Origin of the sequence: Cognatishimia sp. F0-27, from assembly GCF_020667845.1 — a bacterium.
Taxonomy (GTDB): domain Bacteria; phylum Pseudomonadota; class Alphaproteobacteria; order Rhodobacterales; family Rhodobacteraceae; genus JAFMPQ01.
Genome location: NZ_JAFMPQ010000003.1, coordinates 1 through 20,606 on the forward strand (window position 1 = coordinate 1; position 20,606 = coordinate 20,606).

At 60.8% G+C, this 20,606-nt stretch carries 15 protein-coding genes; 2 read left to right on the forward strand and 13 right to left on the reverse strand.

The annotated features are described in order from the left end of the window. The 8 genes from J1C49_RS02380 to J1C49_RS02415 all read right to left on the reverse strand — a co-directional run. Positions 1-824: Hint domain-containing protein (locus J1C49_RS02380; protein ID WP_227444199.1), on the reverse strand; the 824-nt coding region annotated here is incomplete at its 3' end. Between the two features lie 485 nt (positions 825-1,309). After that, positions 1,310-4,384: a glycoside hydrolase family 38 C-terminal domain-containing protein gene (locus J1C49_RS02385; protein WP_227444200.1), complete on the reverse strand. Its 3,075-nt coding sequence runs from the start codon at positions 4,382-4,384 to the stop codon at positions 1,310-1,312. Then, positions 4,381-6,138: an ABC transporter ATP-binding protein gene (locus J1C49_RS02390; RefSeq protein WP_227444201.1), complete on the reverse strand. Its 1,758-nt coding sequence runs from the start codon at positions 6,136-6,138 to the stop codon at positions 4,381-4,383. The genes J1C49_RS02385 and J1C49_RS02390 overlap by 4 nt, the downstream gene beginning before the upstream one ends. After that, complete coding sequence (locus J1C49_RS02395) at positions 6,138-7,061, reverse strand: ABC transporter permease (RefSeq protein WP_227444202.1); 924 nt, start codon at positions 7,059-7,061, stop codon at positions 6,138-6,140. Before J1C49_RS02395 ends, J1C49_RS02390 begins: the two co-directional genes overlap by 1 nt. Continuing rightward, positions 7,058-8,071 (reverse strand): ABC transporter permease, encoded by a 1,014-nt coding sequence (locus tag J1C49_RS02400; protein WP_227444203.1) that lies wholly within the window; start codon positions 8,069-8,071, stop codon positions 7,058-7,060. The genes J1C49_RS02395 and J1C49_RS02400 overlap by 4 nt, the downstream gene beginning before the upstream one ends. Before the next feature lie 155 nt (positions 8,072-8,226). Continuing rightward, a complete protein-coding gene (locus J1C49_RS02405) occupies positions 8,227-9,954 on the reverse strand; it encodes an ABC transporter substrate-binding protein (protein ID WP_227444204.1) in 1,728 nt (575 codons plus the stop codon). Between the two features lie 45 nt (positions 9,955-9,999). After that, positions 10,000-10,680: an MBL fold metallo-hydrolase gene (locus J1C49_RS02410; protein ID WP_227444205.1), complete on the reverse strand. Its 681-nt coding sequence runs from the start codon at positions 10,678-10,680 to the stop codon at positions 10,000-10,002. Continuing rightward, positions 10,680-11,507: a phytanoyl-CoA dioxygenase family protein gene (locus J1C49_RS02415; RefSeq protein WP_227444206.1), complete on the reverse strand. Its 828-nt coding sequence runs from the start codon at positions 11,505-11,507 to the stop codon at positions 10,680-10,682. The genes J1C49_RS02410 and J1C49_RS02415 overlap by 1 nt, the downstream gene beginning before the upstream one ends. Positions 11,508-11,653: 146 nt before the next feature. Here J1C49_RS02415 and J1C49_RS02420 point away from each other — a divergent pair, with 146 nt between their 5' ends. After that, positions 11,654-12,496 (forward strand): AraC family transcriptional regulator, encoded by an 843-nt coding sequence (locus tag J1C49_RS02420; RefSeq protein ID WP_227444207.1) that lies wholly within the window; start codon positions 11,654-11,656, stop codon positions 12,494-12,496. Here J1C49_RS02420 and J1C49_RS02425 read toward each other — a convergent pair. The 5 genes from J1C49_RS02425 to ppk2 all read right to left on the reverse strand — a co-directional run bounded on the left by J1C49_RS02425 (position 12,475) and on the right by ppk2 (position 16,699). Then, positions 12,475-12,696 carry a hypothetical protein gene (locus J1C49_RS02425; protein WP_227444208.1) on the reverse strand — a complete coding sequence of 74 codons (222 nt, stop codon included), beginning with the start codon at positions 12,694-12,696 and terminating at the stop codon, positions 12,475-12,477. The genes J1C49_RS02420 and J1C49_RS02425 overlap by 22 nt on opposite strands. Positions 12,697-12,935: 239 nt before the next feature. Then, a complete protein-coding gene (locus J1C49_RS02430) occupies positions 12,936-14,159 on the reverse strand; it encodes a cation:proton antiporter (RefSeq protein WP_227444209.1) in 1,224 nt (407 codons plus the stop codon). 355 nt (positions 14,160-14,514) lie between these two features. After that, positions 14,515-15,072 carry a helix-hairpin-helix domain-containing protein gene (locus J1C49_RS02435; protein ID WP_227444210.1) on the reverse strand — a complete coding sequence of 186 codons (558 nt, stop codon included), beginning with the start codon at positions 15,070-15,072 and terminating at the stop codon, positions 14,515-14,517. A gap of 207 nt (positions 15,073-15,279) precedes the next feature. Beyond that, positions 15,280-15,492 (reverse strand): hypothetical protein, encoded by a 213-nt coding sequence (locus J1C49_RS02440; protein ID WP_227444211.1) that lies wholly within the window; start codon positions 15,490-15,492, stop codon positions 15,280-15,282. A gap of 385 nt (positions 15,493-15,877) precedes the next feature. Then, the gene (ppk2, locus tag J1C49_RS02445) at positions 15,878-16,699 is read right to left on the reverse strand and encodes a polyphosphate kinase 2 (protein ID WP_227444212.1); all 822 of its coding nucleotides are present in this window, start codon (positions 16,697-16,699) and stop codon (positions 15,878-15,880) included. Between the two features lie 690 nt (positions 16,700-17,389). Between ppk2 and J1C49_RS02450 the strand changes: the two genes are divergently transcribed. Beyond that, the gene (locus J1C49_RS02450; protein WP_227444213.1) at positions 17,390-20,434 is read left to right on the forward strand and encodes a calcium-binding protein; all 3,045 of its coding nucleotides are present in this window, start codon (positions 17,390-17,392) and stop codon (positions 20,432-20,434) included. The last annotated feature ends 172 nt before the right edge of the window (positions 20,435-20,606 follow it).

Here is a 20,606-nt window from a genome sequence, read left to right on the forward strand (position 1 = left end):
CTCATCTCCGCAATGGTCCGCTCCTCGCCATAAAGATCGACGTATTCCTGGTAGTTGTCGAAGACCCGGCGCTGGACATAGTCCACATAGGTCTCCGCCGGCGCGCCGTTCGCCAGGATCACGTCGTGGTCCTCGGTCTCGACGTGGTAGTAGGTCACCCGGTCCGGCAAGCTGTCCATAGGGTCGTAAGTGATGGTTGTACCATTAACGAGAGCCCCGGCGTTGATCGCCAGACCATCGATGATGAGCGCGTGGTCCGCCGTCAGCACAAGATCGGTGTGCGGCAGGCCGTCCCCGAGCGCGCCCTGCGTTACGCGGACAGGCACAAAACGATCGGCGGGCGTGAAGATCTTGTGCAAGGTCTGGCGGCCGATCCATCGGACAGGCACCGTCCGTCCATCGGTCGCAAGGATCGGGTCGCCGATGGCCAGCGTTTCGACCGCGCGTTCACCATCGGGCGCGGCGATCAGCGTGCCGGCGGCGAAGCAGACCGGGAAAGGATCTATATCGATGTCGGTCGAAAAAAAGCTTGGCGGCAGGATGCTCGCATCACTGCCGCTTATGTAGATCACGAGTTCGCCGCCGCCGGGGTTGACGACAGGATATTCTACGCCGCCGATGTTTATAGAGCCGAAGAAGTTGCCTACTCCCACAGGCGCTCCACCCACGTCAAAGAACAGTGGCTCGTTCTGTTCGAAGTTCGAACTCCCCCCATCCTGGTCGGTCAGTGTGGATGAAATACTAGTCTGACTTTGGAGTAAGTATTGGTTCGATCCTGTATCGAAAATGTAGTTTCCGCCTTCTCCGAAATCATAGTCAGCCATATTTCCCTCTCCTGGGTGATTAGCCACTTCTGCTTTTGTCCGTGTGCGAGCTTTAGCAGACATTCCCCAAGTGGCCTACCATCTGACGGGAACTGACGCGAAGATCGCCTGATAAGGCCTGCGGATCAAGTATCTCTTTCCTCTGAGGGCCTCTGGAGTTGCAGAAGCGCCTGAAGGCGGGTGCCTCATGCTTCGAAGCGATTCTGTGCTGGCCCGGAGGCGACGATTTTCAACGCGTTGGACAGAGATGTCCTGCCGCGTTTGTTGAGTTTGAGTTGAGAACGCAGTCACGCGCATAGTGGTGGCGCTCGCAGTCGGTGGATGGTGGCAAGGATGGCGCACACCATCGGGCCTGCCGGGGACGAAACACCGCGCGTGAGAGCAATGGCAAACCGCGATGCTGTTGAAAACCACCGTGTTCCTGAACATCTGGGCGCATTTCCGCGCGACGGGTTTGGTGGCCTCGGCCGGTCCAGCGTCTTCGACTACAGGTGCTGTACTCTGACGGATTTGATCTGAAACGGCCCGAATCCAACCTCCGCCGCATGATCCGAATGCGCGATGCGGCCGGTTTCGACCTCGAAGATATCAACTTCGGTAGCGGAGGCGATGGCGCGGTCGAACCGAAGGGTCGCTTGCGTGGCTTGCCCTGCGGCTTCGAACAGCCGGACGACAAATCCGCGCCCATCCTCTGAGGGCTTAACGGTTTGGACGATCACGTTCGTTGCGTCACTTGTCACGAGAGGGCCGGGTGAGGCTTGGCGGCCTGATCCATCGGCGATGATACGCAGCGGTGCGTTCAGGTCATAGGCTTCGTGGTGCAGGACGTCAAAATTTGCCCCTGCAATCGGCAGCAGGCTATAGGTGAAACAATGCGCACCCTGATCGGCCTGCGGATCGGGTGAGGTCGACGACTTTATCAACGTGATCCGCAGGGTGGCATCGCGCACATCATAGCCGTATTTGCAGTCGTTGAGCAGCGCCACGGCATAGCTTTCCTCGCGCAACTGCGCCCATTTTTGTGCCGGCACCTCGAAACGGGCGGCATCGAATGGCGTGTCGCGGGTCGTGGCCCGTTCGACCATGCCCCATTGGCTGTCGAATTGGGCGACCGGCGCGTGAACGGTGACCGGGAAGGCCGCTTTCAGCAGCGTATGCTGTTCGTGCCAATCCACCCGTGTGACAAAGTCGATGCGGGAAGAATGGGCCGCCAGACGGATGTCCTGAACGATGGTGCTGGATCGCCATACCGTGGTCACGCGCAGGCTGACCCGCAGGGGGCCGGTCTCGGTCACTTCGATCGTGGTGTCGCCCGCCACGGCGTCCTGCCGGTCTTCAAAAGACGGGTCGATGTCCCATGCGTCCCAGCAAATCGGACGATCCTCAAACGCCTGAAGCTGGTTCCCGACCGTGCCTTGCTGGATGACGTCCTTGTCGGCGCCCTTGTCATAGACGCGCGACAGCCGCCCTGCGCCATCGACAAAAACCTGCAGGGTTTGGTTTTCCAGAACGACTCCGCCGTCAGCGGTTTGACGGCAGCCCGCCGGTGTATGCGGCATTGTCGCGGTCCGAACAGGTGTGATCGCATAGGAGGGCAGGGTGTCCAGCAAGGCCAGAACACCGTCACTGACGGGTTGGCCATTGGGCACGTGCGCTCCTCCTTCAACGAGGGCCAGTCGCGGACCATTGGTCGGGCATGTATTGGCCACCACCGGTTCTGCTGTGGCCAAAACCTTCGCGGCGGCCTGAGACGCGGCCTCGGCCAAATCCATGATCCGGGCGTAGTCCTTGCGCGCGTCGGCAAAGACCTGAGCGACAGAGGTGCCCGTCACGATATCATGAAACTGGTTGAGGCAGAGCAATTGCCACGCCTCGGTGAGATCAGGGGTCAACCCGGCCATCGCGGACAGGGACTCGGCCTCGTGCAGCGCCCATTCCGCCTTGCGGTTGGCGCGTTTGATCCACCCTTGCGAGGTCAGGACGCCGCGGTGGCCTTCCATGTAGTGCTCGCCGCGATGAACCGGCAGATCGTCAGCCGTCGCCTCAATCGCCTCAAAGGTCGCGCGCACGGTGCTCATTTTGAACCGGGGCATGCCTGGCATTTCGGCGTAGATATGCGCCTTGGCCAAGAGCGTTTCCGTTGGCCCGCCGCCGCCATCGCCATAGCCATAGCAAATGGGGAGGTCATGCACATGCTCCTGCGCGGTGGAGCGATCCCATGTGCCCAGCACCTCGGGCGCGCTGAGATCGCTTTTGTAATTCGTCGGGAATGGCAGGTATTGCACGCTGCGCGGGGTGGTCAGCACATGGGCCAGAACGCGGCTGCCATCGAGCCCTTCCCACTGATGGCTGGAAGAGGCAACGGGGTTGATCTGGTTCCAGTTCAGCTTGTTGGTCGCGAACCACTTCAGCCCCGCAAGGCGCATCAGCTGCGGGATCTGCGCGGGGAAACCGAAAGTGTCGGGCAACCACAAGACGGGTGTTTCGACATCGCCGAACGCCTCTCTGAAATAGCTGCGACCAAGGGTCAGTTGCCGCACGAGGGCCTCCGGGCCGGGGATATTCAGGTCCGGTTCGACCCACATGCCGCCCATGACCTCCCATCGGCCCTCGGCCACACGGGTTTTGATTTGCTCAAACAGGGCAGGGTAGTCCGCCTGCATCATCGCATAAAGCTGGGGCTGGGAATGGGAGAACCGGTAGTCCGGGTCATCCTCCATCAAGCGCAGCACGTTCGAACAGGTGCGCGCGTTCTTCAGGCGTGTCTGGGCGATTGGCCAGAGGTAGGCGATGTCGATATGGGCGTGACCGATGCCGTGCAGGGTCACGTCCAGCGGATCGCCCGCATCGGCCTTGCCCTGCTCCAACGTGGCCAATGCGGCCGCCGCGCTGTCATACAGCGCATCCCCGAGGGGCGCACGCGTGTCGAGCACTTTGAACGCCGCATCCAGAGCCGCCAGCAGGTTCTGGTGCACCGGATCATCGGGGGGCAGCACCGAGGTCGTGTCCAGCATCGTGTGGGCGAGAGTGTAGAATGCAAGCAGCGTTTCATCGCGTTCAACAAGTGCCGGGGTGCCCATGAACAGTTTGGCCTTGCTCGCAGGGTCAGGCGGCCAATCCGTATGCCCCGTCCAGCCTTGGAGCGACAGTTCATGGGGCTTGCCATCGGCAAGGGCCGCGTCAAGGCGAATGGTGTGATGATAGCGGTCGGCAGAGGCGATGGGCCGGGCATCCACATGTACCAGCGCTTCGGGATGGTTGAAGATATCGCCCAAGACCCCAAGCGGCAGGTGCAGTGCGATGCGATCTGCATTCCAACCTTGCGGCACTTGAAAGCGGCTCTTCAGGATGAAATTCAGATCGGTTTTCCCCCAGTAGCTTTCGTGGGGGATTTCGTCCCATCCGCTGGGATCCGCGCAGATTGGCGCTTGCACGGACGCGGCGGGCAGGCAGAGCAGCCGGAAGGGGGGCAGCGGCTGACGGCGGCGCGCGACAAAGGGCGCAATCAGCGACAGGCGTTGCGCGATCTTTTCACGTATGAAAGGCCAGCGACCGCTCATCCGTGGGGGGCTTCTTCGATCAGATCGAACCCCGGCACCGTGCCACGATAGATGGCCTCGGCCCGCGCGGCCTCTGCCTCAAGTTTCGTGGGATCCCAATCGGTCCGCCCGTCGCCCCAACTGCGGTCCAGATCGGGCCAGGGGATGCTGTCGATCAGAAGCTTTGTATAGGGATGCCGCGGCGCGCCGATCACTTCCTTGGGCGGGCCTGCTTCGACAACGTGCCCCTTGAACAGGACCATCACGAAGTCACTGACATGATAGGCGGTGGCAAGGTCATGGGTGATGTAGAGGATCGAGATGCCGTACTTGTCCTTCAGGTCATAGATGTTGGACAGGATCGAGGCCCGCAGGGACGCATCGACCATCGACACGGGTTCATCGGCAATCAGCAGTTTGGGCGACAACATCAGCGCGCGCGCCACGATCAGGCGTTGCCGCTGGCCGCCTGACAATTGGTGCGGATAGCGCGGCAAGACAAGATCGGGGTCCAGCCCGACGGCTTCGCAGGCCGCTTCCATCGCGCGTTGGGTGGCGGCCTCTGAGGTGGCGAGGCCAAATTGCTTATAGGGGAACTTCAGCGCGTGATTGACGCGGTAGAAGGGGTTGAAGCAGGCGTAGGGGTCTTGGAACACGGCCTGCACGTTCTTGCGAAAGTCCAGCGATTGCGCGGCGTTCATCCCCGCCACGTCCCGCCCTTCGAACAACACGCGGCCCTGACTGGGCGGATTGAACCCAAGCATGATCGACCCCATCGTCGATTTGCCCGACCCCGATTGCCCGACGATGGAAATGATCTGTGGCGTGTCGCCTTGCAGGGTAAACGACATCGGATGCAGCGCCGTGACAGAGCCGTAGTCCTTGCGCACGTTTTCGAAACGCAAGAGCGGCTCGGAGGAGGCCCGTTTGGGGGCGTCGGCCCGCGCGTCGGGGTTGAGGAAGCTTTCGCCCCCCACCAGAGGCACCGATGAAATCAGATCCTTGGTGTAGGGGTGCGCGGGGGCCTCAAGGATTTGTTGCACGGTGCCATGTTCGACCAACGCGCCATCCTTCAACACGGCCAGTTCATCGACGGTTTGCGCCATCAATCCCATGTCATGCCCGATCAGCATCAGACCGGAGCCGATCTGTGTCTGGATCGCCTTGAGGGTCTGCATCACTTGCCGCTGTGTCACGACATCCAGCGCCGAGGTCGGCTCGTCGGCGATGATCAACTCCGGGTTCAGAATGATGCCCATCGCGATGCAAACGCGCTGTTTCATGCCGCCGGACAATTCGTGCGGATACAGGCCAGCGGTGTGCAGTGGCAGGCCGACGCTTTGCAGGGCGGCGTCGCTGCGCCGTTTGAGTTCACCGCGTTCAAGATGGCCTTCATGGGCGATAATGCCGTCCCACATCTGCGGCTCGACCCGCATCACGGGGTTCAGCGAGTTCATCGCACCCTGCGGAATATAGGCCACGCGGCTCAGGCGGGCGCTGCGCATCTCTTCCTCGCTCAGCGCAAGGATATTGGTGCCGCCAAGGTCGATTGTGCCCCCTGAAACGCGCCCCGGTTCGGCCAGCATCTGCATCACCGCAAGCGCCGTCGTGGTCTTGCCTGACCCGCTTTCCCCGATGAAACCGACGCGGCGCCCTTTGTGGATATCGAGGCTGAGCGCCTTGACCGCCTGCACGACACCTGCCGGTGTGGGAAACTCGATCGAAAGGTCCTTCAGCGTCAGGACGGGTTTGTCTGTCGTCACATCATCCAACATCAGCTCAACCTTCTCAGACGGGGGTTGGAGACCTCATCGAGGCCGAGATTGATCAGCAGAAGGCCGATGAAGATCACGCCCAGCAGGAGCGTCGGGATACCCCACCACCACCACAGGTTCTGTATCAGCGCGCCTGCATTGATCGCCTCATAGATGGTGCGGCCCAATGTCGGGATCCGCTGCGGCCCAAGGCCGAGGACTTCGAGGCCGACGGCGGTAACGATGGAGGTCGTGACCGAGGCGATGAAGGAGCCAAAGAGGTAGGGCACGAGGTTCGGCATCATCTCGCGGAACATGATGTGCGACGTGGATGCGCCGGACAGCTGGGCCATCTGCACGTAGCCCGATTGCTTCATCGACAGCACTTGCGCACGGATGAGACGGGTGGGCGATTGCCAGACGAAACCGGCGATCAGCAGCGCCATCATCGTCAAGGTCACATCGCCAAAGGCCGATTGGAACACCACCAGGATCAGCAGCGGCGGGATCGTGATCATCACGTCCGCCCCGACGCGGATCGTGTCGTCGATCCGCCCGCCCAGAAACCCGGCCGAGAAGCCCAGAAAAATGCCGATCGACATGCCGATCAGTGAGGCCAGAAGCCCGACAAACAACGTGTTGGGCGCGCCGATGATGATCATCGCAAGCATGTCGCGCCCGCCGCCATCCGTTCCGATCGGATGGGCCATGACGCCCGGCTGTCCGCGCAGGTTCTCGAACCCCAGGGGCGGCAGTTTCAGCGGCGAGGAACCGGTGAAGACCAGCTCGAGATCCCACAACACGCGGCCGACAATGCCGATGAAGATGATGCTCAGAAGCAGCCCCGCGCCCCAGATCAGCTTGGGGTTCAGCCAGGGGTTGTCAAATCGGCGGATACGGCGGGCCTGACGGCGTTCCGCGCGGGTCATGTGTGCGCCGCTCATGTCTGGGCCTCATGCCGGATGCGCGGATCGATGAAGGGATAAAGCAGATCGACGAGGAAGACCGAGAGTGCGGTGATCAGGATGATCACGTAGCTGACACCCTGGATGACGGGGAAATCCTGATTGAGGATCGCGTCATAAAGCAACTTGCCCATACCGTTATAGGCAAAGATGCGCTCGACGAGCACTTGCCCTGCGATAAGCAGTCCGATTTTGAGCGCAAAGGCCGTGATCTGCGGCAGGATCGCGTTTCGGATCATGTAGCGGTAGAGGATGTAGCGGGGTCGCAACCCTTTGGCTTCCGCCAATTTTACATAGTCCTCGCCCTGAACGGTGATCATCAGCCCGCGCATGCCCAGGGCCCAGAAGCCGAAGGTCACGACAACGATGGACAGGGCGGGGAGGAAGCCATGGTGCAGAACGGATCTGACGAAATCCCACGTCCAGCCCGGTTCCACGAAGATCGAATAGGCGCCCGTCAGGGGAAACCATTGCAACTTGGCCGCGAAAATCCACATCAGCAGCAGGCCCGACAGGATGGGCGGGATCGAGGTGAAGACCATCGCTGCGGGAATGGCGACCTTCACCAGCTTGGGCGAGCGCTCCCAGACCATCAGCGCACCCAGCAGGTTCCCGATGAAGAACGTGATCAGAAGCGACAGGATCATCAGCCCCATCGTCCAGGGCAAGGCATTGAGAATCAACGTAGAAACCGGCGTCGGGAAGGCTGCCGTCGACAGGCCGAAGTCAAACACCAAAGCGCCGGAGATGTATTTCAGATACTGAACGATCAGCGGCTGGTCGATGCCCATGTTGGCGCGCAGCTGGGCGAGGATCTCTTCGGAATTGGCAACCGAACCGGCCCCGGCCGCCATCCGCCCCAGCGCGATTTCGGCGGGGTCCACGGGGGACAGACGCGGGATGATCCAGATAATCGTCGCGGCGATCAGCACGGTCAGAACGAGCGTCACAAGCCGGTTGATAAGGTAGTCGCGCGGGATGCGTCCCATGAGTCGATCCTTCGAAATTGGCGATACGGTTCGGATAGGGTCTTGAAATGGGTCGGGTAAGGCCCCGAAGCGGCACCGGGCCTTACCCCTTTGTTTTCATTTCCAGAAGAAGCGATTGGCACCATGCAGCCCCAACCGCCCCTCCGACAGGGAGATCAGTTACCGGCCGGTTCCAGATTGTGGATGATCTGGTGGGTGTGGTTCCACCAGAAGAACGGATGGTTGTAGTAGTTGTCCGCCGTGGGCCAACCCGTCCAGTAGGTCTCGTTCATAGGCAGCAGCTTGGCGGCCTGAACCAGCGGGATGAAGGGCATACCGGCATCGAGATGGCCATAGGCTTCGGCCACAAGTGCGGGAACCTCCGGATCGCCAAGCGGCCGCGTGGCGATTTCATCGACAACGGCTGAGTAGGCCTCGGCATGGCCACCGTCCCAGCGGGCGGTGTTGTTGAAACCGGGAGAGCGTTCGCCCACAGGCACCACGTCTTTGACCGTGTAGCGACCCATCGACGCCCAAGGCTCGTTCACCGAGCCACAGCTCAGCCAGCTGTAGGACATCTCGTAGGCGCCGAACGGCAGCACTTCACCCCAGAACACACCGTTTTCGACCGGCACCGCCTTGGCGTCGATACCAGCGCGTTGCAGCTGTTCGACGATCACGTCGATGGTGCGGGTGTATTCGGTTGAGGCGGAGTTGACGTGGATATCCACCGACAGGGTTTCACCGTCCTTGGTGTAGTAGTCGCCGTCGCGGGTCCAGCCCGCGGCCTCGATCAGGGCCTGACCCGCTGCAACGTCGGCCGCCGCCGGAAGGCCATAACCGGCCTCCTTGACGGCGTCGATGAAGGGGGCCATCGAGCCATATTGCGCGAACATCGTTTCCGACGCGGTTGTCGTGCCTTCATAGGCGACATTCACGATCTGGTTGCGGTCGATGATATGAGCAACCGCTTTGCGCATGCTGGCATCATCCCAGGGCGCGATGGTGGTGTTGATTTCCAGCTGGCGCGCACAGGGGTCCGCGGCGGCGTAGGGGTAGTCGGCATGCCACGCGATGACGTTCGGGTTCTGGGCCTGAATGGCCTCGAAAGTGCCGATGGTCACGTTCTGCGCGGCGTCCAGCTGGTTGGAGGCCATCAGCTGCGCGCGGCTCTCTTCGCCGCCGGATTCAAGGAAGATCACGCGTTCCGGCGCAGGCAGGTCCATGAAGCCGGTTTTGGCGCCCCACCAATCGTCGTTGCGATCCCAGATCGCACGGTTGGAGGCCGCAGACGTGAACGTATAGGGGCCGGTGCCGATGGGCGGGTTGAACGCGAAGGTCGCGGCGTCCTCACCGTTCCAGATGTGCTCGGGCATGATCAGGAACGACCCGAAGATCCGCACACCGAAGTTTTCGACGATAAAGCGCGGGTTGGGATTTTGCAGGGTAAAGCGCACGGTCAGGTCATCGACCTTTTCCACGCTTGCGACCTGCGCCTTGATGGTGCTGGCCTCACGGCTGGAAATTTCCTCGTTTGTCATGGCCAGATTGACGGTAAAGACAACATCGTCCGCGTTGAACGCCTCGCCATCGGACCATTCCACGCCCTCGCGCAGGGTGATCGTGAATTCGGTGCTGTCCTCGTTCTGTTCAAACCCGGTGGCCAGCCATGGGTCTATGTTGCCGGTGCCGTAGTTCAGGATGAAGAGCGGCTCCCACATGGTCTGGTGCGCGCCGTGCATCCGCTTGGTGCCCGGTGTCATCCAGTTGAAGTTCTCGGGGTCCTGAATGGTGCGATCAAGGTCGAAGATCACCGTGTTTTCGCGCGCAACAGCCTGCGCCAGACCCGCCGTGGCCAGCAGCGCCAGCGCAGATGACGCCAAAAGCGTTTTCGTGAGTGTCATTGTTTTCCTCCCAGAAAATGATGGGCTTTGCGCCCGTTCGTCGCCCTAGCGGGCATAGTCCATGACCAGAACGCGGGTGCGCTCCGGCAAGGTTTCCTTGGTGATGTCGACCTCATGCCCGAAGGCGAAATCGACGTCTTTTTCCTCGTCGAGATGGCTCAGGAATGTCTCGATCCAGTGCAGGTTGCGCGGTTTGTAGGTGAGCGTGCGGAAGTGCATGGGGATCACCAGTTTCGGTTTGGCCGCGTCGATCAGGCGTTTGACCTCGTCCAGCCGCGTGGTGAAGACGCCACCGGCCAGCGTCAGCAGGATGTCCACGCCCTCGAAGAAGGCGACCTGACGGTCGTTGAGGTCGTTGCCCACATCGCCCATATGGCCGATTTGCATGCCGTCCAGTTCAAACCGGTACATGGCGTTGGCACCGGGTTCGTGAAGCGGGTGGTCTTCGATCTCCATGGCTTCGATGGCGTGGACGGTGAGGCCAGCGACGTCTGCCGCGCCGCCTGCGCGCACGGCATCGAGCGTGTTGAGCCAGGTGTGATCGCCCGGCACGAGGTCGTGGCGGCAGTGGGCGTCGTCGTCATCCGATGAGGTCAGCACGATATCCGCCTCGTCGCGCATGGGGGCGTAGCCGAGGTTTTCGGGCGTGTAAGGATCGGTCACCACGCGAGGACCGGTTTCGGGCGTCAGCAGGAAGGCAGCCTGTCCATACCATTTGATCCGCATCAGTTGTTTCCCACCACGTGGGGGCTGCTGGTTTTGGTGATGTCGTTGTTGTCGGGGCGGGGGTGGGTATTCCACGCGCCTGCCGTGCCGCGACACAGGATCGCCTCGACCCCGGTGGCCCATTTCGGGTCAGTGATCTGCACGCTTGGAGGACAGTAGCGCAGGGTGAGGCCGCAGCGGCGGCGGTCCGAGGTGTTGGCCTTTGAGCCGTGGACCAGCATATCCGCGTGCATCGACATTTGGCCCGCCTTCAGGGTGTTGGTAAAGGGTGCGCCCATGGACTCGGCGTTGGCGGTGCCTTTGTGAAAGACGTTTGTGTCGCCATCGGTTGCAGCAACCGGCAACGCGCCTTTGTCATGGGTGGCGGGGATGAAGCGCATGGCGGAATTGGTCGCGTCTGCGTCATCGATCGCCAGCCAGACGGTGACCGTGCGCGCAGGGCTGAGCGCCCAGAAAGAGGCATCCTGATGCCAAGGCACGGTCTTGGGGTCGTGCGGTTTCTTGGACAGGATCGCGCTGGCCCAGCACAGGATATCGGGGCCGATCAGATCCTCGACGTGATCGAGAATGCGGGCATCGGTGGCGATGTCGTAAAGCCCTGACAGGCGCGCCTGATAGCAGTTGATCCCATAGGCCCCGTCGGGACCGAGATCGGCCATGAGACCGTCGATGTAGCTGCGGATCTTGCGTGTTTCGGCGCTGTCGAAGATGTCGAAGGGCTGCACGAAACCGGCAGTATTGTAGTGGTCGATCTGCGCCAGCGTCAGCCGTTTGGGCGCGCTGTTGGCGACAGGCGCGAAGCGCAAGTCCTGTGTGTGTCCGAGCATGGTCATCCTCCCAAGTGGTGACAGTCTATCCCCCGGGCAGCAGGTGTCAGCGGCGTAGATTGACAGAATCTTACACTATTTTGATATCTGCGCTCCCCAATGGGCTGTTTATTTGCTAATCTTGCTGCATGGAAAAGGTCCGCTTCTTGATCGACAATTACGTTCGCCCAGACGAGGCATTCCATTTCGCCCGCAAATCACTGGAAACCCGCTATCCGGCCCGCGCCCATGATCACGATTACTTTGAGGTTTTCCTGATCGAGAACGGGCGCACCGAACATTGGGTGAATGGGGTCACGCAGATGCTTGAGCCCGGCCAGCTGGTGTTCATGCGCCCCGGCGACGTGCATGCCTTCAACGCCAATCGCAAGACCGGGTGCCAGATCATCAACGTCATGTTTCGCACCGAAACCGCAACGCATCTGGCCAGCCGCTATCACAGTGCGATCGGGGGTCGGTTCTTTGATGCCAGATCGGAGCTGCCCGAGATGCACACGTTGGGACCGGCGCGATTTGCGCGGGCGGTGAACGTCTCGCTGCAATTGCAGACGGCGCAACGGGACCTCGCGCGGATCGAGGAATTTCTGCTGGTGCTGACCAACAGGGTCGCCCATGCGACCAGCGGCGTGACCAAGGCGGCCCCAAAGTGGTTTTCCGAAGCCTGCAGCGCCGCGCAATCCGCCGAAGTCTTCCGGCTCGGCACCAAGGGGTTCATTCGGGCCGCAGGCCGGAGCCAGGAACATGTGTGCCGAACCTGCAAGACCGTCCTTGGGGTCACTCCGACCGAGTTCATCAATCGCATCCGGATCGAACATGCCGCTCAGTTGCTGCGAAGCGACGAGGCGCCGATCAATGATATCATCGCCAGCTGCGGCTTCGAGAACACCGGATATTTCTACCGCTTGTTTCGGCGTTACTACGACACGACACCAAAAGGCTTTCGCAGTCGCTACCAGCGGGACCCGTTTCAATCCCGGGTCCAGAGATAAGTGTCGCCCAAACTCGATTGGACTTCAACGAAGGTCATTCGGGTGCGGGCGTCGGACCGTTTTGCGCCAAGATACGCCTCCACGGCCTGGGCAACAGTCATCACCGCGCGGGTCTTGCGTTTCTCGGCCAAAGGGTCGCCGCCCAGCAGGGCCTTGCCGCGGTTCTTGAGCGTGAGGTTTCGAGGCATCGTGCGGGCCATCTGGCGGGTCCGCCCATCCAGAAACACGGCCCATTTGTCACCTTTTCGGGTTGGTGGCTGCGGGACCTGCCCCTTGCTGGTCCCTCGGTCACAAGGCGAGCCTGCGGGTTGGGCTTCGCGGCGGCAGCTCGGTCGGAATGCCTGGACGATCGGGGTCCGGACAAACACGCCGTTCGGGGGCTTTCGTGTCGAAAGGAGGTTTGCGGGACATTGGATGCACGCGATTGGCGTCAGACGTGTTAACGGGGCGAGCGAAGGAGGACGCGCATAACCAATGGCGCAAGCACCGTGTTGGCGAGGGCCATCACGATAAGCGCCGAGAACAGGTGTTGGGCAACCGGATCTTTTGTCGTGCTGTCGATCAACCCTGCTGCAAGCGCGACCGATATCACGACGATCATGATTTCTCCGCGCGGGGCGAGACCGACACCGATGATCGCCGCTTCCTGCCGGTCATATCCAACGGCGACGGCGGCAATCCCACCGCCCAGCACTTTCGTGATGAAGGCAACAACGATCAGAACGATGAGAAAACCGGGGATCTCGACGAGCGCTGTCAGATTGGCCTGTAACCCGATCCACGCAAAAAAGAGCGGTCCCAACACGCCCGCGGTAAGCGCGTTGAGCATAAGGCGCATACTCTTGTGTGGTCGCTTTCCAATTCGTGACCGCTCCATGAACAGACCGGCCATGAATGCCCCCACCGCCCAATGCAGCCCGAGGAGTTCCGCAAGAAATCCATAGCAGAGGGCCATAACCACCAAAGCGCCGAATTCGATCTCCGCGGCCTGTCGTCGGTGTATCTCCTTGCTGATGCGGGGATACACGTGAACGCCGAGCAGCCCAGTGACAACGAAAAACGAAATGACCTTCGCCAGCAATAATCCAAAGGCGATTGCGCTGGGCAGCGCGCCCGACGCGATGATCGAACTCAGCAAGGCGAGGAGAAACAATCCGAAAATATCATCGAACAAGGCCGCGGTGATCAGCACACGACCGGCCTCCGACCTGAGCAAACCGAACTCCTGTAGGATTTTGGCGGACGCGGCAATTGCTGTGATCGATAGCGCAACCCCGACGAGAAGCGCCTGCGCCGTCCGCTGGGGTCCGTCTTCGAGAAACGCAAAGCCCAAGGCAATACCGGCAACAAGCGGCAGTGCGACGCCGCCGAAGGCCACGACAAACGACTTGCGCGCGTCATGGACCGTGTCGGAGAGCTGCATTTCAACTCCCGCCATGAGCAGTAGGAAGAAGATGCCGAGGTCCGCGACGTGGGCCAATGTCTCGTTTTCGGGCAACCCTGCAAGGATGGTCTGCTGGGGACCGGCAAACTGCGCGACGGTAACCAGTATCATGCCCGCAAGCATTTCGCCAACTGCGGATGGCAACGAGATCCGTTCCACGAGTGCGCCAAGCGCTCTGGCGGCAAGCAACAGGATCAGCAGCGCGCCAATGGCTTCCATAGTCCCTCATTTCCACTTGGATCGGGTGCCGACCTTGTCGCCGCCATTCGGCGCGCCGTGCTGGCGATCCAAGACCTGTGGTTTGACCCCGACCGGGTAAAGCCTTACGGCGGATCGGGTTGCGTCTTGTGCGGCGCCTGAACTGAGTAAGGCGTGGCCAATCAGACGGTGATCGCGCGATGTCTCTGGCCGGTTCGAGCGACATCAAGCAGAGCCAGCGTTCCAACGTTTTGACCGGTGCAGCATCGACTGCCAGACAGATACCGCCGGCGTCCAAGCCTTCAACGATTGCCGGGCCAATACGTGGACGTTGCCCGACCCGGCATGCCTGCGATGGCTCAGATCGGAGACAGCTTTATTTCTTTTTTGGTTTTCGGGACTTCTTGGTTTTCTTTTTTGGTTTTTCCTTCTTGGCCGCGTCCTTCTTTGCCTTTTTGTCGGTCGCCTTCATGGTCTCTGCGGCCTTTGCCTCGGACTTTTTCTTCGACGCCTTTTTCTTGTCTTTCGCTTTCTTCTTGTCTTTTGGCTTCTTTTTGTCTTTCGGTTTTTTCCCGGTCTTCGCGTTTTTCGGGTCTTTTTCGTCCGAAGCGTTCTTCCCTTCGGCTTTTTTGCGCGCCTTCTTTTTTGGAGCCGGCACAGCAGCCTCTGCGGTATTTGTTTCGGGCTCCGCCGGAGATGCTGGCGCCGCATCCTGCGGCGGCGTTTCTGGCGCGACTGCGGGCTCTTTCGGCTGCGCTAAGGTTTGGGAAGCCGCCTCGAGGAGCGTTTCAACGCGCCGCGCTCCAAGACCGGGAATGTCGACCAAGGTTTCGAACGGGGTCGCCACGAACTGTTCGGCAGAAGAAATGCCCACTTCAGCCAGCTTCGAAGTCAGGCGCGGCCCGATGCCGGGTACGTTCAGAATGGATGTCATGTATGGCCGTCCTCCGCAAATGAGATGACAGGATCCAAATGGCATCTGCCATTTGGATCGCCGAGCCTGTCAATTGGTTGAACTGGTCAAGCCGCTTTCTTCAGGGCTTTCTTCGCAGCTTTCAGTTTCTTGTTTTGACGCTCCACCTTCGCCTTGCGTGCTTTGACTTCTTTCTTGAGCGCCTTGATTTTCGCTTTCTTGGCCATTTTACTTCTCCGTTTTCTTGAGGGTTGCAGTCTTTTTCGACTTGGTTTGATGATCGTTGATGAAGCCAAGGATGAAGCTGCGGATCTCCTTGGCTGCGCTTGTTTCGAGCGACTTGCACAATGATACGAACCGGTCCCGATCCGACGCGTTGATTCTGATGATCAGCTGGCTGTCCTTCGGGTTGTCCTTTTTGGTTTTCTTCTTGCTCGACACCTTGCAGTCCCTTGCCAATCCCGCTTCAGTCTCGCATTTCGGGTGGATTTTGTATATACATTTCTCGGAAGCCGCTTTGCTGCGGAGGAAAACGGATCCGTGCAGCCCCAAGGAACGGAAGCGGAAAGCGACCCCCACGCCGGAGGGAAGGGCGCGGAGCCATCGCCCCGGAAATCAACGACGCCGGCTGCACGCTGTCCTTGGGCTTTGTCTTCCCGGAGCGGTTCTGTTGCGGGGCCTGCGTGCGATCAAGGCTTGCGGCTTAGGTCAGGGAGCCGGTGTGCCGGGATGCCACGCGCCGATCCCTTGACGTCCATTCTGACCGGGCCAAGCGGAAGCCACGCGATCCATCCCGTGCTGAAGAGCTATGCCGGGCGCGTCCCGTTCACGTCTTGTCGTGCACTTCCGGCACGAAGGTCTGCTCTTCTAAGGGCGGGCGGGCGTATCCCGTCTGGTCGGGCCTCTCGTCCAGTTCGATCGGTTCGGGCGTCATGTCCTCGTACGGAACCAAAGACAACAGGTGGCTGATGCAGTTGAGCCGGGCGTGCTTTTTCACGTCCGAACCGACCACATACCAAGGGGCCTGCTTGATGTCGGTGTAAGCGAACATTTCGTCCTTGGCCCGGCTGTATTCGATCCAGCGCTTTCGGCTCTCGAGGTCCATGGGACTCAGCTTCCATCGTTTGGTCGGATCGGTAAGCCGTCGCTGGAACCGGCGCTCCTGTTCTTCATCGCTCACCGAGAACCAGTACTTGATCAGCTGAATCCCCGAACGGACGAGCATGCGCTCGAATTCGGGGCAACTGCGCAGGAACTCGCGATATTCCTCGTCGGTACAAAAGCCCATGACGCGCTCGACGCCGGCGCGGTTGTACCAAGAGCGATCGAAGATCACCATTTCCCCTGCCGCGGGCAGATGGGCAACGTAGCGCTGGAAATACCATTGGGTCTTCTCGCGTTCCGTTGGTGCCGGAAGTGCGACGACCTGCACGGTTCTGGGGTTCAGTGGTTCGGTAATCCGCTTGATCGTGCCACCCTTTCCCGCGGCGTCGCGACCCTCGAAGATGACGACAACACGGTGTCCGGTGGCCTTGATCCATTCCTGCATCTTCACGAGTTCGATCTGAAGCCGGCCGAGCCGCTTCTCGTATTTCGCTCTGGAGATTTTCTTGGTCGCCTGTTGCATCGTCCCGGCGTCCTTCTTCATCTTGACCCTCGTGCTTCGCACGCAAAAGGAAGAGAATAGTGAGATGTCCGGCTGGAGCAGCCTGCGAACTGACGACCCGTTTTGACCGGCGATTTTCAAAAACGCGACTACAATGACTGTCTTGCAGACCCTGTTGAAAGTCAAGCGATGGGCGTCCGACAGGGCGGGTGCGAAGGCACTCTGTCCCTGCCGTTCAGAGACGACGCGGCGCGTGTCGCCATGCCTGAGGTGTTCCAAAGCTGTCCCGAGGCAGGGCTCAAGGCACGGTAGAGTTGGCAGCCTGGTCGTAACAGCCCGGTGCCAGCGCAACAGCGCGGATGCTGCACGCCTTGCCGCGCAAGCGATGCCCCCACAAGAACGAGCCGGCGCAGGGCGCTTCGGTCCGGGACTTGCCCGGGAGGTCCTCGGCTGCCGATCTGTCGAATCGGGAGTCGCATGGAGCACTGACATGAACGCGTTTTTCAGCGGGGCAGGACGCTCTGTCCCGCGCGGGACACGGTCGGATATCCGTATCGATCGGTTTACCCTCTGTTCAAAAAGAAAAATCTGCCTCTATCGCGCGGGTGGCTTGGCGAGGCGGGGCGCTTCTATTCGAGCCTTCAACCCGACCGGCAGACTCTTGGGCCGATTTTGTGTAAAATAACCCAAAAAAGTCTTTGTTCGCCCTGTCCCCGTATAGGAGTTGGTTGAATGGCATTGATCGAAGGCAACGAGGGACCGAACCCACTCGTCGATACGCTGGGTGACGACGAAATCCTGGCGCGCGGTGGAAACGATACGATCACCGTAACGGCCGGCAACGATACCGTGGACGCGGGTGACGGTGTCGATTTGGTCATTGTTCAGTGGGACGATGTCTCCGGCGATATCTTCATGTCCAACGCGTCCGGGGCCACCTATGGCCAGGTCGACCCGACGGTGGATTTCGATGACGCGGTGCGCAGCGTCGACTTCGGTACAGCCTTCGAAAACAATGTCGAGCATGTGGACTTCCGGGCCGGATCCGGAAACGACTTTTTTGCCGGTGGGGCAGGGGCCTGGGACCGGTTTGATGGGGGCGCCGGGACCGACACATGGTCGGATTCCTTTGCGGGAGCCTCATCCCCGGTTTCGGTCGATATGGCGATGATCGCCAGTTCCGCAGGACAGCTGTTCGCCGATACCACGCTGGTCCAAAACGTCGAGGTGGCGCAGCTGATCCTTACGTCCGGCGACGACCGGTTTGCGGATTTTGGCAATTTCGATGACAGCATCTCGGCGGGTGGCGGCGACGACACTCTGACGACCTCCGGCGGGCGAGACACGCTGAGCGGGGGCGCGGGCGACGATGTGGCCATTGTCGACTGGAGCGACGCGACGCAGGACATTCTGGTGGATAATGGCTTGTCGAGCTACGGTCAGGTCAACACCGCGGTGGACTTCGATCAGGCGACGCGCCGTGTCGATTTCGGAACGCGGTTCTCGCAGGATATCGAGCATGTCGATCTGCGGGCAGGCTCTGGCAACGATCGGTTCAATGCGGGCAGCGGCTGGGACAAGTTTGACGGTGGCGCTGGTATCGACACTTGGAGTGACAGCTTTGCCGGGCTGACGGAGCCCGTCAACATCGACATGGCACTGGCGGCGTCGAACGCAGGGATGATGCTGGATGACGGCACCGAGATCCGCAACGTCGAGGTTGCGCTGCTGACTCTCACGTCCGGCGACGATCGGTTTGCGGATTTTGGAAATTTCGATGACAGCATCTCGGCGGGCGGCGGCAACGACACACTGACGACATCCGGCGGCCGCGACACGCTAAGCGGGGGCGCGGGCGACGATGTGGCGATTGTCGACTGGAGCGACGCGACGCAGGACATTCTGGTGGACAATGGCTTGTCGAGCTACGGACAGGTCAACACCGCGGTGGACTTCGATCAGGCGACGCGCCGTGTCGATTTCGGAACGCGGTTCTCGCGGGATATCGAGCATGTCGATCTGCGGGCGGGCTCTGGCAACGACCGGTTCAATGGCAGCGGTGGCTGGGACAGGTTTGACGGTGGCGCTGGCATCGACACCTGGAGTGACAGCTTTGCCGGGCTGACGGAGTCTGTCAGCGTAGACATGTCACTCATTGGATCGGAGGCCGGTCAGGGCTTTGCCGACGGCACCGTGGTCATGAATGTGGAGATCGTGACCCTGACCCTGACGGCTGGCGACGACCGTTTCACCGACTTCGGGGCGTTTAATGACACGGTCCGCGCGGGGGCCGGTGATGACACGATCCGCGTGTCGGACGGGCAAGACGAAATCGCGGGCGGGGCAGGCTCGGATACGCTGATCCTCGATTGGGCCGATACGTCCACTGATGCGGTGGTTTTCAACACCAGTTCGACCTATGCGCAAGCCGATGCAGGAATCGCCTTTGACGACAACACGCGATGGCTCGACCAGTCTCGGGACATCGAGAACATGGACGTGCGACTGGGATCGGGCGACGATCGCGTGGTATTTTCCTCGGGCCGGAACGTTGTTGCTGCGGGCGCTGGAGAGGATCGTCTCTCCGGTGGCAGCGGTGCTGACACGCTCGACGGGCAGGCGGGGGCGGATTCCATCAACGCCGGCGCCGGAGACGATTTGCTGATCGGTGGCGATGGCAACGATACGCTGGACGGCGGAGCGGGCGATGACATCGCCTTTTTCCGGGTCTCCTCCCGCAGTGTGACGGTGACCCAGACCGATGCGGGCGTCGTGATCAACTCCACGGAAGGGGAGGATCTGGTCACAAATGCCGAGCGCTTCACCTTTACCGATCTCACGGTGCGCGTGGACCAGTTGGCGGGGATTGGCCCCGTGGCCAGCGACGGTCCGGATACGCTGATCGGCGGTGGCGAGGGCGATGATCTGGTGGGGCGCGCGGGCAATGACCTGCTCGAAGGGCGCGGCGGGAATGACAGCCTGAGCGGTGGCGGCGGCAACGACACGCTCAACGGTGAAGGCGGCGATGACCTGCTCAACACGGGCATCGGCTTTGACCTGGCCCTTGGCGGTATCGGTGATGACACTCTGCAGGGGCTGAACGGGTTTGACACGCTCACCGGCGGCGAGGGCAACGATCTGCTTCAAGGCAATTTTGGCAATGACGTGCTGGATGGCGAAGATGGAAACGACACCTTGGAGGGCGGGCTTGGCGCCGACAGCCTTCAGGGCGGCGGTGGCAACGACTCGCTTCAGGCCCGGAACGGCTTCGACACGCTGAATGGTGGTGCCGGCAACGACACGCTGGAAGGCAACAACGGCAGTGACAGCCTCGACGGCGGCGAAGGCGCCGACAGCGTGATCGGCGGTCTCGGGTTTGACACCATGTCGGGCGGTGGCGGGAATGACACCCTTCAGGGCGCCGACGGGTTTGACCTTCTGGCGGGGGGCGCTGGCAATGACCTGCTGGAGGGCAACTCAGGCAATGATACGATGGATGGCGGACTTGGTGACGACACGATGCGTGGCGGGCTCGGGGCGGATACATTTGTCTTTGCGGCGGGGGCGGATGTCATCGTTGACATGCTTGCTGTGGACACGGTGACCATTGCATCGAGCCTTCTGGACGAAGCGAACCCGACGCGGGAGGATCTCTCGGGCTATGCCGGAACCAACGCCGCCGGTGATCTTGTGCTTGATTTCGGTGAGGGCAACACGTTGACATTCAACGGCATCGGCTCGCTTTCCCAGATCATTGAGGATGCCGTTTTGGTGTGAGATGCGCATCCTCAACCCCCGTTAATGCCTATGTCCATGTTGCACTTGGTCATATGCGGTTTGACGGCTGCCGGATCTGCTGTGGTCGTGGTGGAGGCTATGCATCTGACACGTCTGAAAAACCTGAGGTTTGGCATCGAAGGGATCGTCCCGACCAGTGTCGCCCAGATCT

Bases quoted from the DNA above. Each gene is read 5' to 3' on its own strand.
- J1C49_RS02385 (WP_227444200.1), bottom strand. From the start codon at position 4,384: ATGAGCGGTCGCTGGCCTTTCATACGTGAAAAGATCGCGCAACGCCTG.
- J1C49_RS02390 (WP_227444201.1), bottom strand. From the start codon at position 6,138: ATGTTGGATGATGTGACGACAGACAAACCCGTCCTGACGCTGAAGGAC.
- J1C49_RS02395 (WP_227444202.1), bottom strand. From the start codon at position 7,061: ATGAGCGGCGCACACATGACCCGCGCGGAACGCCGTCAGGCCCGCCGT.
- J1C49_RS02400 (WP_227444203.1), bottom strand. From the start codon at position 8,071: ATGGGACGCATCCCGCGCGACTACCTTATCAACCGGCTTGTGACGCTC.
- J1C49_RS02405 (WP_227444204.1), bottom strand. From the start codon at position 9,954: ATGACACTCACGAAAACGCTTTTGGCGTCATCTGCGCTGGCGCTGCTG.
- J1C49_RS02410 (WP_227444205.1), bottom strand. From the start codon at position 10,680: ATGCGGATCAAATGGTATGGACAGGCTGCCTTCCTGCTGACGCCCGAA.
- J1C49_RS02415 (WP_227444206.1), bottom strand. From the start codon at position 11,507: ATGCTCGGACACACACAGGACTTGCGCTTCGCGCCTGTCGCCAACAGC.
- J1C49_RS02425 (WP_227444208.1), bottom strand. From the start codon at position 12,696: ATGGCCCGCACGATGCCTCGAAACCTCACGCTCAAGAACCGCGGCAAG.
- J1C49_RS02430 (WP_227444209.1), bottom strand. From the start codon at position 14,159: ATGGAAGCCATTGGCGCGCTGCTGATCCTGTTGCTTGCCGCCAGAGCG.
- J1C49_RS02435 (WP_227444210.1), bottom strand. From the start codon at position 15,072: ATGACATCCATTCTGAACGTACCCGGCATCGGGCCGCGCCTGACTTCG.
- ppk2 (WP_227444212.1), bottom strand. From the start codon at position 16,699: ATGAAGAAGGACGCCGGGACGATGCAACAGGCGACCAAGAAAATCTCC.
- J1C49_RS02450 (WP_227444213.1), top strand. From the start codon at position 17,390: ATGGCATTGATCGAAGGCAACGAGGGACCGAACCCACTCGTCGATACG.